The organism is Acidobacteriota bacterium, from assembly GCA_038040445.1.
In the GTDB taxonomy this organism is placed as follows: domain Bacteria; phylum Acidobacteriota; class Blastocatellia; order UBA7656; family UBA7656; genus Onstottus_A; species Onstottus_A frigus.
Genome location: JBBPIG010000003.1, coordinates 20,714 through 35,752, shown reverse-complemented (window position 1 = coordinate 35,752; position 15,039 = coordinate 20,714). Strand labels below are relative to the sequence as shown.

The window sequence follows — 15,039 nt, the reverse complement described above, 5'->3', positions numbered from 1 at the left end:
GTGCAACGACGGGCGACCGGTCTATAGATCTACCGCGCGGCATAGTAAACAACTTGTATGATGTGAACGATCATCAACGCCAGCATCAAGGCAGTGGTCGCCACGTGCGGCGGCAGCCACACTTTCAACGAGCGATGCAGATAGATCAACGCGTCAATTCGGCGCAGCGTCGCGGCGGCTTCGATGGCGCGATCCAACTTGTGCCGGTCTTTCTCGTTCGCCAGACTTGCCCGCTCCTGGTTGAATCCCGCCTTTGCTGATTCAACCATCTCGTCCAGATCTTTTCGGCCGAGAAACTGCCGCAACAGAAAACCGAACGAGACAAAACGCGGCACCACTTTGTCCTTCACGATGCTTTGAAGCGGTCCGGCTGCCTGGCCGCCGATCTCCGCAATCTCCTTCCGCAACTCCTCGCGCCGGTCTTTTAGATCATCGATCAGGAGCGGCGTGCCTTCAATCTTCGTGAGCTTTCGAGGCGCGAAAAAGTAGATAAAGATTCCCAGTATGCCAGTGAAGATGACCAGATCGTAGCAGACCATTAGCGCAGTGGTGAGCGCGCCCCCGGAATGAGTGCCGCCGTGCAGCAGGATCAACATCCCCGCGATTATTCCCACATAAGCGTGCGCCAGCATCCAATAGCGCAGCGGCCCTACGCGCTTGGTGTAGATCTGCCGCCTCACCGGATAAGTCATCACCGCCGCGATTCCAACGAGGCCGGCTATGCCCGTGATCCAGCGCATGTTCAGGAAGCTGAAGATGCGCTCGCCCAGTCCATATTGCTGTAGTCCGAAGATTGTTGCGGCGGTCGCCAGCACGGTGAACAATATGCCTGCCAAATGAATCAAGCGTTTCGGCGGATCGGACTTGTGTATGTTACGCCCGTAGGCATGAGTCTTATCGACCAGCAGCAAGCCTTCGATCTGGCCGATCTCGGTGAAATATTCTCGCGGCCTGACGCGCGCGAGCGCTCCCGTGGGGCAGTTCTCTTCACAACTGTACGCTCGGGTCTTTGCGCCCGGAGGGTTCATCGACGTGCGGTCGCTGCACAGGTTGCATTTGATCGCAACGAGGTCTTCGGTAGTGTCAACCGGCGGCGGAATCGGATCGGGTTTGATTCTCAGGAATTCCTGAAGCTTCGATTTGAAACTGACGGCGCCTGGAGCAGGGGCTTTCGGTCTGCGCGGGACCAGCGATATCGCGTTGTAAGGACACTGGGTCGCGCAGTCGCCGCATCCGATGCACGTCTTGGGATCGATATCGACCTGACCCAGATCGAATCGGCCGATCGCCCCGGTCGGGCAGCCGGTCAAGCATTCGGGATCCGCGCAATGCATGCAGACCTCGGGCGAAAGCACGCTTTGAACGGCACTCGCGCGAGGGGCTTCAAGGCGGGTGACGTGAACGCCTCTGCGCATGAGTCTGGATTGGCCGTGAATCTTGTGGCACGCGAGCGAGCAATTGCCGCAGCGAACACACAGGTCCATGTCCATCACCAGCAGATTGGTTCCGTCCACGAGCCCCGTCTCGATGAGCCTCTCCTGAGCGGCGAGCATCGCGTCGTGAACAGCAGGCTTGTAGTTAACAAAAGAGCCGATTGCGGGTGGCACACTGGTGCCGAGCACTTTGAGCAGCGCTTCTCTGAGCGCATGTCTCTCACGCAGTTTCGAGGTGTATATTTCAACGACTTCAGTGCGGCCCATCAGCGTCACGGTGTAAGGCCAGCTTGAATCTTTCACAGCGCCTTCGAGACCAAAGCAGAAGCCGTGACCCACGAAGTCTTCGACCTCTCTGCCTGACACTGATTGCGTCCGGCGCGCCCATCCCTCCTTAATGATGTAGACTCGATTGACTCGCTCATTCTCGCGGAAAAGGACATGGTTTTTCGCGAACACCCGGAACAAGGAATAACCCCGCAGCTCGCTCGTCATTTCGGGGGTCAGCCCGCCGGTGAGTCTGAGGCTTTCAAGCGCGGCATCTCTGCCGTGAGTTCGATATGTGTTGTCGAGGTTCTCGCCAAACTTGGGGAGCTTGCGAAGCAGACGCAACGCCGGGCGGTGAATCTCGAGGACCTGGGCGGGCTTGTCCGGCGGCGCTTTGATAGTGGCGTTGCGAGGAACGCCCGCCAGCACGCTCATCTCTCCGAACTGAGTGCCCGGCGTCAACTCCGCGACTTTCACGTCTTGCTCGTTGGGCGCCCGGACGTAGACTTCCAGAGCGCCGGCGACGAGGAAGAACAAGGTGTTGCCGCCCCATTCCCCCTGAACCATAACCGCCTCTCCGGGCTCATAGTTCAGCAGGCGGAAGTAGGGACCTACCTTCTTGCCACCGTAGTTGCGCCCGTATACCGTGACTTCGAGATCGAGCTCATAGTCGTAGTGACCGTCGTGCGCGGACATAAGAGCAGAGATGGCTGGAAGGGTCTTGATCGCATTAATGACTTCGCGACGGCTCTTTTGTTCTTTCGGCATACGGCTCACCCGGCGACAAAGAATTTACCTGTACACTCGCTGTAACGCAAAACGTGATTATCAAACGTGCAAGCGGCTGGCACGAGGCGGCGTCTCGGGCCGCACACTCATGGTTGGTTACCTGTAAGGGCGGCCCTCCGTGGCCCGCCCCTCTTTCGCAGGAGAAACCATCTCGGCAAGAAGGGGCGGTCACGGAGCGCCGCCCTTACAGTGCAACCTAAAAGGAAAACGGCAGGGAACCGCGGTGACACTTCGTGCAAACAGACTCTTTAGCCTGAACGTGGCAGCTCCAACAGGCCGAGGTATGACGCTGACCTCGCCCGGCGCTGATCGTCTGAATATCAGCGCGCACCTGTTTCGGCGCGGTTTCGATCTGGTGATGGCATCTATCGCAACTTGCCTTCTTCGTATGAGGCCCGTGCTTGAAATTATATAAGCCCAATGCCGACCCGGTACCCCTTGTGAACTTCAAAGCGAGCTTTGTGTCGGCGTGACAGACCCCGCACTCGCCGAACTTCTGATTTGTTTGATGAACATGGCAGCTATAGCACTGCTGATGATTCGGAAAACTCGCCGCGGCACGTTCGGTAGACTGATGGCAGGTGCTGCACTTCGGAGTCTCAGTCTCGCCAGCCATCTTCTTCGGGTCCATGTGCTGTTTGTGCGAGAACCCTTTGACGCCGAACTCACTCATCTTCCCCGGAAAACTTATTCTTGTCCCTTGAGCGTCAACTGGAGCCTTGTGACATACGACGCACATTTGACTCGATGTATTTGTAAAATCTTTTGCGTGACATTCTATGCAAGCCGAGTGGCCGGGGAACACCGGCGTGACGCTGTTGTCCAAACGCTGATGGCAGAAGGCGCAATCCTTTGTCTTTGTCTGGTGCTCGGCGCGCGTGTGATTGAAGGGTGAGGTGCGCTCAATCACCACGGATTCTTTTACATCGAACGGTGACGGGGCAGCCGTTTGAGGCGCGGGCTGAGGCGTTTCAGCGGCCTTGTTGGCGGTCGGCTGCTTTGAGCTTTTGCAGGCCAGCCCGCCGATGACAAGAATCGCCGCCGCGCAGGTGATGATAAGTTTCAGCCTTCTCGTAGTGTCGTTTCTCATCTTGCCGCCCTCTGCGACTCTGTCTACTGTCTCAGCTTATCCAATACATCACGAGCCAAAGCGTCGGGGAGCCCTAACCGGCCGCTGTGACATGCTCCACAAGTGGTCTCTTCAGGCATCCGTATGTCCGTAAGTTTCTTCGCCTGGTCCACGGACTTGTGACACTCGGCGCACAGAAAGTCTGGTGATCGCTTCACTTGGTAATCGACTTTTCTTCTTGGGCGAATGTCATACTCGTGGTCGGCGTGGCTGAAGTCGCGAATCGAGGCCAGGTGCGTAGCCTTTGGGCCGCCAATCTCGTGGCACTCTTTGCAGTCGTTCATGTACGGGAATTTTTCTCGAGCGGCGGTATCGGGCTTGATGCCGTGACACTGGAAGCAAGTCGAGTGGCCCTTCTCGATCGTCATTTCATTTTCGCCGGCGTTCGCCTTCTTGATCCTCTGATGACAATCAGTGCATCGGGCAGTTTGCCCGGCGGTAAGCTTGGTCTGCGGTGCGTCAGACGGGATCGTAGTGACCGGCCGAAACACAAAATCCTCCGGCAGCGGTTTACGATGAGCCGGATGCGAAAAGTCTATGCCGAAATCGCTTCCGAGGACGGCGTGGAGCTTATTCGTCTTCTCTTTGAAGTCGAATAGCGCAGAACTCATCTTTGAAGTCGGCCCGCCCTGATGACAGACGCCGCAGAAGGCGACCCCCCTTTTGAAGAACTCCTGGGCGAAGTTGTGACAACTGACGCACGTCGGATGGGCCGGGAACGACACGACTTCCATCTGTTGCGGCGTCACCCGATGACAGACGTTGCAAGTGACCTTGGCGTGATCTTTTCGCTTGTGATCGAAAGTGGCGCGCTCGCCGCCGACTCGTCTCGGCCGTTGGGCGTTGGCCGCAGCGGCGTCGTCTTCTGCGTGAGACGGGAACCCAAAGTATATTCCCGCCGCCAGAAAGCAGGCCAAAGCGAAGATGCTCTTTTTGACTCGCAACATCGCCAAGTTATCCTCCGAGCAAGTCCTGTTTAGAGTTCAAGCTTCAGCTTGCCGTTTAGAGTTCAAGCTTCAGCTTGCGTGTCGCTATGCAACCTGAAGGTTGAACTCTAAACTTAGAACTCTGAACTTAATCGTTGCTCCCAGCTTGACTATCGAGCGCCCTTATTGTGCCGAGAGTGCCGGGCTGAACTCCCGCCTTATGACAGCCGCTGCATGTCGTGGGCCCCTTCTCGGCCACCCTGTGGCATTCGATACAACTATCGTGAAATGCCCTTTCGGCCATCACCTCATCGAACTCTCGATTCTTTGGGTTACGCGGATCGCCGTCCTTCCGGTGATGGCACACGTTGCACTTGTACAACTGCGGGATTCCCCTCGAGCTAATCGAGTGATGGCAACCGGAGCACGCGGCCCCTTTCTTTGCCGGATGTGGCGCATTCGAGTCCGGGCTTAGGCGCGATTCGTGGCCTTTGTGATCGAAGAAGACCACGCCGCGTCTTCCCTTCTCGTCAAGCCTGATCACCTTCGGCGCATAACCGCTTTCTGTCTGTTGCTCGGCCGCCTTAGCGAACAGCCCGGCGCCGAAAGCCACGGGCAACGCCACGCCCAGCGCGTAAGTGATAAGAACAGCCAGCTTCAGTCTCATCTAATCTTCTCCGTCAACTTCAAGCGTTGCCTCGCCGTTAAACGTCCGCTCATTGCCAACACCACATCATCGTCGTCTGCGTCGCCGGAACAACACGGCTGCGAGCGGCAATGACATAAAGGCGAGGCTCGACAACTGGGCGGCGTTACGCATCCGCGCTTCCTTCGCGGGGCTCTTCGGCTCGTTCGATTGCCCGGACTTCGTCTCATCCGCGTTCTTGCGTTCAACCTTCGGCGTCGAATCGGTGGTCGCCCCGTCCGAGGTCTTTGGCGCGCCGAAGAACCGGCGAATGTCCTTGTTCTCCTTCTTGTTTCCGTCCTTGATGTTGGGAACCGTGAACATAGCGCCGTTGATCATGTACATTCGCTGCATTTCGGCCGCGTTGAAGGGCCTCGCGCCCCTGCGCCCGAAAACGGACAGTTGGTTGCCGCTCTCGTCCACCGCGCGGTCGCGATCCACGCCTTCCGAGATCGATAGCGCGGGGCCGAGCGTCTCTTTGCTCGCGATAAGCTCAGGCCGCGGGCGCGGGCTGAAGCCATAGTTGTCCGGCTGCTCGGCCGAAGTCAGTTGAACGACGTGCATGGCATGGTGCTCGCCGTCGGCAATATAGGCGAAAAGGCTCACATTCGTCATGCCGACCTTGACGTCGCGCGCGTCTTTGATGTCGCCTTCGCCGTTGAAGATCTGATCGAGGCGGGGCTTCTCGGGATTCTCTATGTCGATGATCGCCAGCCCCTGCTTACCGGCCGCCACGTATGCGTAGGTGCGCACCAGATACAGATTATGAGCATCCGAAAGAGGCACGACTGCGCCGCTCACCGCGCGCCCACTATCAGGATTGGTCACGTCGACGACTTTCAAGCCTTCCGAGTCGGTCACGAACGCATACCGGAACTGCACCTGAACAGCTCGCGCGTTCTTTATGAACGGCGCGCCGAATTCGCCGACAACGCGAGGCTTGAGCGGGTCGCTTATATTGACGACCACCAGGCCTCGGTCACAGGTTATGTAGGCGTGGGAGCCTGCAACCGTGATGTTGTTAGCTCCGTTCAGAATTCCGTTCGGGTTCCAGGTGAGCGCCCGCTTGAGGAAATTATTCCTCGGATTCCCATCCAGCAGCGTGGCCACATTTACGAGGACCAACCCCTCATACTTGTCCGCGACGTAGAGGAACGCATAAATCAGATTTATCCCCTGCTTGTCGTCGCGGTTCTCCCATTCCTCGTTCTGCGGATAGTGCTTACGTGTAGGATCGACGGCTGTGGTCGACGGTGTGGCCACCGCGGTCGCGTACTTCGTTTTGACATAGAGCCGCTGCCCGAGAGGCGAGAACGGGGCCGTGGTTATTCGCTCCGAGAAGGCCTTCTGATCCACGTTGGCTATATCGTAGACTCTGAGGCCGCCCTCGCCGGTCGCCGCGTATAGAAACTCGCCTCGGTGCTGCAGCATCAAGACTTCGGTCTTCTCCTTCTTGAATAGCGTGAGGTTCGTGCCAACGTCGTTGCCCGGATGCTCGTAAAACTCCTCCAGTTCCTTCTTAAGCTCTAAATGCTTCTTGTATTCCTCAGGGAAAGCCAGCTTGTGCAAAGAGCTTCCGATGACCGCTTGCGGCTCGTCGCGCTCGGTGACGACAACTGCCTCAAAGCCGTGTTCTTTCTGCGCCACGTACATGAATCGCCCGATGAAGTTATAGAAGTTGGTTCCCTGCATCAGGGCCATTGCCATGTACGCATTGTTATCGTTGTTTTCAGAGAGGTGACAATCGGCGCAGCCTTTGGTCTCGGTCGTTCGCACGGTATGCGGGAAGTGCGAGCTGAAAGATATGCCGCTGTATCCCTCCGCGGAGACCGTCTGCTGTTGCGAGTAAATCCACTCGCGATTCGCATTCTGAGAGCTTACAAAAACCGCGCAGGCGGAACGCACCGGCGCCACCCGCCGTCCGGTCACCGTGCCGTCCTTACCCAACAAGAAGACGTCGTCGCGCAAGGTCTGGAAGTTGTAAGACGAGTAGTTGCGCAGCGACTCCGTTCCTTCGTTGTGCAGCATCGGCTTCTGCTGGTTCGCCGTCTGCTTCAGGTGACAGCCGAAACAACTCGGCGTCCACGAGGTATGACAGGTGAAGCAGGTCATGCTCTTGTTTGCGTGCGCAAGCTGAACGTCATCCTTCGGCGCACTGCCCCAGGTCTTTCCGTCCTTGAGAATCGTCTTGGCGAGCGCGGCCTTCTCGTTGTAGTGCTCGTTTCCGGGCGTGATGCTATCCATCACCTGCCTTACTTCCCAGACGAGCGGCTTGCCTTCTTGGTCTTTCGCGACCGCCCCGCGCTGAAACAGTTTACCGTCCTTCTTGAAGAACCGATCCTTGCGCGAAGGAAGATTCCGGTAGTCGAGCATGCGATTGCCGCCCGCGGCTGCAGTGGTCAATGCATCTCGCGAAGTCGGATCTGCCCGCTTGGTAATCGTCCCGTGACAGTCAATGCAATCAATCTCGATAGCGGCGCGCACTTCACCGTAGAGCTTTCCGTCGCCATGATTGTCCTGCTTAAAGTGACAATCCACGCAGTGCATCCCCTTCTCTTCGTGAATGTCCTTCAGGTGAACCGGCACGCCCTCCCGCGAAGAACCATCGCCAACAGGCTCATTCACTGCGCGCTGCAGCTTTTCATTGGTTACGTCAGCGATGACGTTGTTGCCGGCGTCGAGCAGGTTCCCTTTCCGATCATGTTTGAAAACGTAGCGGTAGACCCATCCGTGCCCGTTGAAGTCTGCAAACTGGGTGTGTTTGAGCTTCGGATTAACTTCATCCCGAATCGATTTCAAGAACTCGACGTCGCCCCACTTGCCTCTAAGCGCGGACTCTTCGGGGTTGCGCAAAATAATCTCGCGGCGTTGCTCGGCGCTGAGTTTCTTTTCTTCCTTTGGGTACATCTCTTCGCCGTCAGTCTCGAGGTCCCACCACATCGAGCCGAAGTAAGAATTCAGCACAGTTGTTCCCGGGTGCATGTGACATACTACGCACTGGCTTGATGGAATAGCCCTGGTGAACTGATGCTTGATGGGGTGACCGGGCTCGCCCCTTGGAATAGTCGGATCGGCGCTCGCGCTTTCGCCCGTGTGGCCGTGCGCCGCATACGGTCCTGCTTCAAATGGATTGCGGTTGTTCGCGTAGACGACGTGACAAGCAGTGCAGCCGCTCGAACGGTAATCTCCCGGCTGATCGTTCGTTCCCATGAAGGACAGCATCGGATCGAGCAAGCGAGTCTTTTGCAGGCCAATGTAAACCGGGTCGGTTCTCAGGTTCGTTCCAAGTCCTCGCGGGCTCAATAGATTCTGCGTCGGTTTTCCGGGCGGCTCTTCGATAGAGGGAATCCCGATCTCAGCAGCCTTGCGCCCGCCAAGCTCAAACGTGCGCAGGATGTTGCTCATCTGGGACATCTCCCAGCGCGGGAGCGGTTCAAGGTACGCGAGAATGCCTTTCTTTTGCGTCTCTTCCGCGGTGGGCTGCGGAGCGGTCTGCAGTCTCTGAGGCTTACCATCCGGCCCGTAGCTTTCGCCGAATCTGTAATTCTTGAACGGGAACGCTCCGTTATTGTAGAGCGCCGCGCCCCAGAGCATCGCGCCCGTCGCCATCATGCTCTTCTTCACATTATGCACGTCGCCGGAGTGGCATTCCGTTGTGCCGCAGCTCAGTTGCGCCACGCGCAGGTCGCCAGGATTCACGAACCGGATGAACTCAGGGCTCTCTTCAAGCGTGAGAGAGTAAGGGCGTTCAGGGTTAGCAGACGTCTTCCACCGGTCGGGGAATCGTGGCTTAACGTGCGCTGCTTTCTTAGCGCCCTCGTATCCGGCAGATCCTTTCTGCGTGCCCTGCGCACGAGCGTTCGCATCTCCTCCGTGACAATCGATGCAGCCGAGGCTGATCACCCCGTTGTGCATATCTTCTATGCCTTTGTGGCAATCGATGCAGCCTACGCTTCGGCGCATGGCTTCTTCCGGGCTTTCGCCGAACAGCCCGGCCGCCTGGACCGGCCGCGCCGTTTGCGTTGCTGGCGGATTCTGTGTGGAGGCGTCGGCCCCGTTCGAATCAGCCGGCCGCTTCGACGAGTCTGCCTTCGTCATCGAGCCTGCAAGAACGAAGAATCCGTAGAGGCCGACGATCACGAGGATCAACAGAAGCTTGAGCGCATTTTTCGATACTTTCATTCGGATCTCCCGGCGCGTACACGATGCTGATCGAGATCAGTAAGTAAACTTCAAGCGTATGAATGACGAAAAGAGAGTCTTGGACCGCTGCCCGCATCCCTGTCCGGTGCAATTTGAAGTGTAGATGTCGTTGAACCCTGCTCCGGGTATCAGCGATGAGAACCCGCCCTGAATGATCCAGTTCTCTGTCAGGAAAGGCCGATAGAGGACGCCGACCCCGTAGTCGAATCCGATGCTCTTGCGGATATTCGGCTGAAACAGGATTTCCTTCAACGACTCCGTGTGATGGAAGTGCAGATAATTGATGTTGGCTATGCCGCGAAGCTTCGGAGTCAGCTCGGCTTCAATTCCCAGATTGTATAGGAAGATTCCAGGATTGACGAAGCTGGCCTGTCCTTCAAACTTGCTGCTGCGCAAGGTAGGCAACAGGCTCTCGCCACTCTTCAAACCGACTCCGGTGCCGAGCAGGCGAATGCCCTGGCTGTTCCAGTAGCTGAATTTCCCTCCGGCGAATTCAGGGATGTCCACAATCGCGTCGAAGCCGGTTGCCCTATCGTCAAACGGCTCCTTGTCGCCCGATGCGAAGAAGAACGATCCTTTGTACCGCAGCCAATCTCTGTCACGCGACAACTCGATTGCCGCCTGTTGCGCGTTGATGCTTGTCCTCTTGCCTGCGATTTGATTGAACGAGTCGTGGCCGAACGCCTGATAAAAAGCGTGCGAGATATTGTTGAGGCCGATGTGACCATCGCCGGCCCAGCCAAGGTAGTAAGCTTTTATCCCGTGCTCTCTGACAGAGCCGAACAACCCGGGCCGAACCAGGAAGTCGTTTTCGTCGAAGTGCCTGCTCGGTCGATCGTTGTTGTAGTGAAAGCTGAACTGAGTGGTGTAGCCTTTCCACTTGGTGTCCTGGCGAAAGAGGTTGGCGATGAACACCGTCTGATTGCGGAACTCGCTGAGGTTGACGCGGGTGTTCAACTCGCTGTTGGTGTCTTTCTCGAGCAGGTGGAAATAGGCTGCGTTGAAGTTGTATCGGTTGTTTGCGAATTGGCCAAACACCCGCGCACCCAGGTTGAAATCGTTGAAGATGAACCCGCGAAAATCGCTAATGAACTGCTGTATGCCTGTGCGAATGAAGGTTGAATCGTAATAGGGACTCTTGCCGCCGTCGCTCCCTGCCCCGCGCAAGAACGGCATGAGCTTGGTTGTGTCTCCGATCTTGAACTCGGTGAACAACTCCTGGAAGCCCGTGTAGCTGTCGGTTCGATTCGTCTGTCTGCGAACGTCAATGTTGACGATGCCGTTTTCCTGAGTGTTGAAATAGTTGATATTGAAGTTGGGTGTGAACCGGAACCGCCAATTGATAGGCTTGAACGCTGCATCGCCGTTAAAGAATTCGATGCCCAGAGTGAAGTTCTGACGGAAGAACTCATTCACGCCCCGGCCGAAGAACTCCGCGCTGTCGGGGCGCGCGCTGCTCATATCGCTCGGCAGAGGCAGCCGCCTAAAAATAGCAAGAGTGTCACTCTCAAGAGTCAGTACGAGAAAATTCTGCTGCTTGTATATCGGATAATCGCCCTTGAGCACGTTCTGGCGATAGGGGTTGTACCACTTGCCTTGCTCAAAGCGGGGATCTTCCGGAAGACCGATGCGCCAGCGGTCCGGGCTCGGAATGGAATCAGGCGACGTCTGCGTCGGAGTGTCTATGCGGGAGCCGCCAGCGTAACCTCGCGGCGGGTCCATGGGCGTTGTGAAGATCTCGACTGGTCTGCCAAGAGACGGAGGCGCTTCAGGCTCTTCATCCGGCGGCGGAACGACTTCGGGCTGCGCGGCCAACTGCATAGGCTCAGCTTGATTGTCGTGGCACTGGGCGCACTTCGTGAACCCGACGTCGCGGAATCGAGCGTTCGAGGCTTTGAGGTTTGAAGCGCGATGGCAACTGATGCAGAGCCGGTGAAAAGCCTCTCGCGAGTTCAGATCGTAGCCTTCGCGATCGTCCGGGTTCGTGGCATTGCCCTCGTCCTTATGGCAAGCTGTGCACTTTTGAAACTGAGCTCTGGTGGTTTCCTCTTTTACCGAGTGATGGCATCCGATGCAGGCGACGCCCTCGGGTGCTTTATGAGGAAAGTTCGGATCGGGATTAAGCAATGCTTCGTGGGTCTTGTGGTTGAAAAGGACCAGACCCCTTCTGCCGGTCGTATCGAAGGCGATCGGAGTGAATTGAGTTTTCCCCTGCCCCTGTTCGTCGCTATCAGAAAAAGCCAGCGAGCGCATCGAGAAGCCGACGGGCAGAAATAGCAACAGCCCATAAATGGCGACGACTACCAGTTTGAGTCTCATTCCGCGCCTCACAATCGATGACCCAACGTCGGGAAATGATTACCAGTACAGCCTGATTACAAGCTATGAAGCATTGCGCTTGTGATGAGAAATATCAGACACCGAACACCCGCTACTCGAAAATGATCGCGCCGATATTATATGGAGTGATGCTCGGAGTCAACCAGCAATGATCCAGCAATGATCCAAAACCTTCTAGAGATTTCGGACTCGGTCACAGAAACGGCCGCCAGCATGGGTCCGCGTGCAATCGACCGCACGTCGGTCGCGCAACGCGACTTTTCACTGAACCTTTTCAGAATGCGCGAAAACTCAAGGATAGCCACTTCGAATCTGTCGGCGTTAATCCCTGGGCTTGAGTCTCAAGAACCTTAAGTTAGGCCGCTGCGTATGGTAGACTAATCGAGCTGTTATGCTTAAGGCAGCCAGTCAGGTTATCGCTCGGACTCACTCGATTAGTCGCAAGAGATCGGTCTTGCCTCATTTGTTGAGAGGACAAAGAAGAGCTATCGACAGCTATTGCTTTGCAACGGACAGTACCGCAGGAAATTCTCCTATGAAAAGAAAGCCTTCGTATCTTCGCTCCCTTATTTTTATAGCCACGGCTGCGATCTGCCTTTGCAACGCGACGAGCGGTGCGGCAAATCGCGCGGCTCAGACACAAAAAGATGGCCGCGGCATGCGAGTTCAGCCCTCGAAACCGATCGAAGCTCTGCCAAGCAGTTCCAAGCGATTCGCCTTGGTGATCGGCGTGGATGAATACGAGGACTCACAAATCAACAAGCTCGAGGGCGCGTCAAACGACGCTAAAGCAATCGTCGAAGCTCTGGTTCAGTATGCAGGCTTCCCACGGGATCAGGTGAAGCTGCTCACCGCCGATCAACCGACAGAGCGAAGACCCACGCGCAACAAGATTCTGAGACAGTTATCGAACCTGCGCGGAGCGGTGCCGAAGGACGGTTTGTTGCTGATCGCTTTCGCCGGGCACGGAATAGAGCGCGGCGACCAGGCTTACCTACTTCCCTCGGATGCAGAACTCAGTAACGATGTCTCGCTCCTCGAACAGAGTTCAATCAATGTAGATGACATGCGAAAGCGCATCGACGAGACCGGAGTTGGGCAGGTGGTATTGATCCTCGACGCGTGCCGGAATGATCCGTCGGCCGGACGCGGCGATGCTGATAACAAGCTCACCCAAAGGTTCACTAAGCATTTCAATTTTGAAGAAGCTAACTCCGAAGTAAAAGCTTTCGCCACGCTCTATGCGACAGACGTAGGCAGTCGCGCATACGAATACAAAGAGAAGAAGCAGGGGTATTTTTCCTGGGCGCTTGTCGAAGGGTTGAAGGGCGCGGCGGCAAATGAGAAGGGCGAGGTGACGCTAAGCAGCCTCCTGACTTACTTGCAGGATCAGGTGCCGAAGCGCATACGCCTCGACCTGGGAGCGGGCAAGGTACAAAAGCCATATGCCGTGATGAAAGGCTACAGGGCTAACGACCTGGTGCTTTCAAAAGTCGCGGCACCGGAGAATGTGGCGATCGTTGATCCCGCTGCAGTCGAACGGAGCGATTGGGAAATTGCTCAATCGAAGAATAGTCCCGTTGCCTTCCGGGATTACCTGAAGAAATATCCCGGCGGCATGTTTACCGAGCAAGCGCTTTGGGAGAGCATACAAAACAGTAAAGACCCGGCGGACTTCAACAACTATCTGAAAAGATTTCCGACAGGAAAGAACGCGAGCTTCGCGACGCGGCTAGGTGAAGATGCCTTATGGGAAAGAGTCCGAAACAGTAAGAATGTCTCGGACTACCAAGCGTACTTGAAAGAGTATCCGACGGGAAGATTCGCCGAGATCGCTGTTCGACGGATTCAGCCGCCTGCTCCGCCTCTCGCGGTCAAGACAGATACGGCACCCTCAAAGGCTCCGAAGGGAGTGCTGATAGTCATAACCAACACTCCAGCCAGCGTTGTTGTTAAGCCGCGCGATGCCGCGCTAAGGCCTGTGCAGGGTCAGAGCGTCGATAACAAATTCCGCGCAGAGCTTCCCCCGGGCCTTTACGACATCGAAGTCAGCGCAGCCAAATACTCGCTAAAGAGAATCTCAGGCATCAAGTTAGAGACCGACGAGGCAGTGCCAGTCGAACTGACTCCGCTAGGGGGCGTCATTCAGATCGGCGGGGTTGACCCCAGCGCGACCGTGTTGATCGACGATCAAAAACCTCTAAGCGTGAGCTTAAGGAAAGAGGAAAAACTAATCGAGTTGGCCGATGTGGCGGCAGGCCGCCACAAACTGAGAGTCATACAGAATCAAGTTGAATGGACCAGAGAAGTAGATGTCGAAGACGGCAGAACAAAGTATATTGGGGCTGAGTTCAAGGCGGCTCTGGTCGGGCTGATCGTGAAGACGGAACCCGAAGCCGAGATCTACATCGACGACAACTATGGAGGCCGCGCGAATGAGAAGGGCGAAATCAGAATTTCGAATCTCGCGCCAGGCCAGCACAGAATACGCGCGAAGAAGAATGAGTACGAACCGGCAGAGAAGGCTCAGACCTTCAGCGCCGGGCCTGCCGAGATAAAACTGGCGCTGAATCGCACAGTCTTCTCTCCAGAGTTTGTCGATACCTTCGACGCAGGCCTTAGGTTCTGGAATGCGCCGAAGTCCTGGCAATCAAGTTCCGGCAAGTTGAAGGTGCAAGGCCCAGGCATAGGGCTGATTAAAGATACAAGCTACAAAGACTTCAGGATGGAGTTTGACCTGATCTTCGGCAACGGCAAAGGAGCGGTCTGGGTCCTGCGCGGTCAGGATGAAAGCACATGCTATCTCTTTCAGCTTACGGGACCGGGCGCCTCATCGCCGAACAAGTTCCACACATTCCTCTACCAGAATGGCAAGTCAGATCTGCTGAAGACATTTACGGTCCCTGAAAACCTCGGTGTTCCAGGCGACAAGTTTCACATCATCATCGAGGCGAACGGGCCGCAGATAAAACACTTGCTTCAAGTGAAGAGCAACCCGAAAGCCACTCAGCCCCAACCTTTCAGCCTGGTGACCGATTCCACTTTCTCTAATGGACGGATCGGGTTTGGCACAAAAGACGGAGAGGAATTTGTCGTTCAATTCGTGAGCATCATTCCCGCCAAATAACAGACAGAGTTCGGCCATGGTTAGTGCGCTGGTGCTCCGATTCTCCTCGTGCTATCCTGCGTGGGGTCAAAATCCGTTCCCGGATCTTGACCGGATCAGTGAATCAACTCGGTTATTGGAAGGCACCACGACCTTCTTTA

Annotated in this window: 7 protein-coding genes; 1 reads left to right on the top strand and 6 read right to left on the bottom strand. The window is 56.2% G+C overall.

The genetic code is table 11. The annotated features are described in order from the left end of the window. Nucleotides 1-29: 29 nt before the first annotated feature. From AABO57_03910 to AABO57_03885, 6 genes are all read right to left on the bottom strand, one after another. A complete protein-coding gene (locus AABO57_03910; protein MEK6284863.1) occupies nt 30-2,468 on the bottom strand; it encodes a cyclic nucleotide-binding domain-containing protein in 2,439 nt (812 codons plus the stop codon). 217 nt (nt 2,469-2,685) lie between these two features. After that, nucleotides 2,686-3,579 (bottom strand): cytochrome c3 family protein, encoded by an 894-nt coding sequence (locus tag AABO57_03905; protein MEK6284862.1) that lies wholly within the window; start codon nt 3,577-3,579, stop codon nt 2,686-2,688. 23 nt (nt 3,580-3,602) lie between these two features. Beyond that, nucleotides 3,603-4,565, bottom strand: a complete 963-nt coding sequence (locus AABO57_03900; GenBank protein MEK6284861.1) for a hypothetical protein — start codon at nt 4,563-4,565, stop codon at nt 3,603-3,605. 127 nt (nt 4,566-4,692) lie between these two features. Further along, entirely contained in the window at nt 4,693-5,211 is a 519-nt protein-coding gene (locus AABO57_03895; protein ID MEK6284860.1) for a cytochrome c3 family protein, read from the bottom strand. Nucleotides 5,212-5,277: 66 nt separating this feature from the next. After that, nucleotides 5,278-9,411, bottom strand: coding sequence for a hypothetical protein (locus AABO57_03890; GenBank protein MEK6284859.1), 4,134 nt, complete (start codon nt 9,409-9,411; stop codon nt 5,278-5,280). A gap of 36 nt (nt 9,412-9,447) precedes the next feature. Continuing rightward, nucleotides 9,448-11,751, bottom strand: a complete 2,304-nt coding sequence (locus AABO57_03885; protein MEK6284858.1) for a cytochrome c3 family protein — start codon at nt 11,749-11,751, stop codon at nt 9,448-9,450. A gap of 556 nt (nt 11,752-12,307) precedes the next feature. On the opposite strand from AABO57_03885, the gene AABO57_03880 reads away from it, so the two are divergent. Then, nucleotides 12,308-14,899 (top strand): caspase family protein, encoded by a 2,592-nt coding sequence (locus tag AABO57_03880; GenBank protein MEK6284857.1) that lies wholly within the window; start codon nt 12,308-12,310, stop codon nt 14,897-14,899. The last annotated feature ends 140 nt before the right edge of the window (nt 14,900-15,039 follow it).

What these genes read in the sequence shown, in the direction of transcription:
- AABO57_03880 (MEK6284857.1), top strand. Translation starts at nt 12,308, where the DNA reads ATGAAAAGAAAGCCTTCGTATCTTCGCTCCCTTATTTTTATAGCCACG.
- AABO57_03890 (MEK6284859.1), bottom strand. Translation starts at nt 9,411, where the DNA reads ATGAAAGTATCGAAAAATGCGCTCAAGCTTCTGTTGATCCTCGTGATC.
- AABO57_03895 (MEK6284860.1), bottom strand. Translation starts at nt 5,211, where the DNA reads ATGAGACTGAAGCTGGCTGTTCTTATCACTTACGCGCTGGGCGTGGCG.
- AABO57_03905 (MEK6284862.1), bottom strand. Translation starts at nt 3,579, where the DNA reads ATGAGAAACGACACTACGAGAAGGCTGAAACTTATCATCACCTGCGCG.
- AABO57_03885 (MEK6284858.1), bottom strand. Translation starts at nt 11,751, where the DNA reads ATGAGACTCAAACTGGTAGTCGTCGCCATTTATGGGCTGTTGCTATTT.
- AABO57_03910 (MEK6284863.1), bottom strand. Translation starts at nt 2,468, where the DNA reads ATGCCGAAAGAACAAAAGAGCCGTCGCGAAGTCATTAATGCGATCAAG.
- AABO57_03900 (MEK6284861.1), bottom strand. Translation starts at nt 4,565, where the DNA reads ATGTTGCGAGTCAAAAAGAGCATCTTCGCTTTGGCCTGCTTTCTGGCG.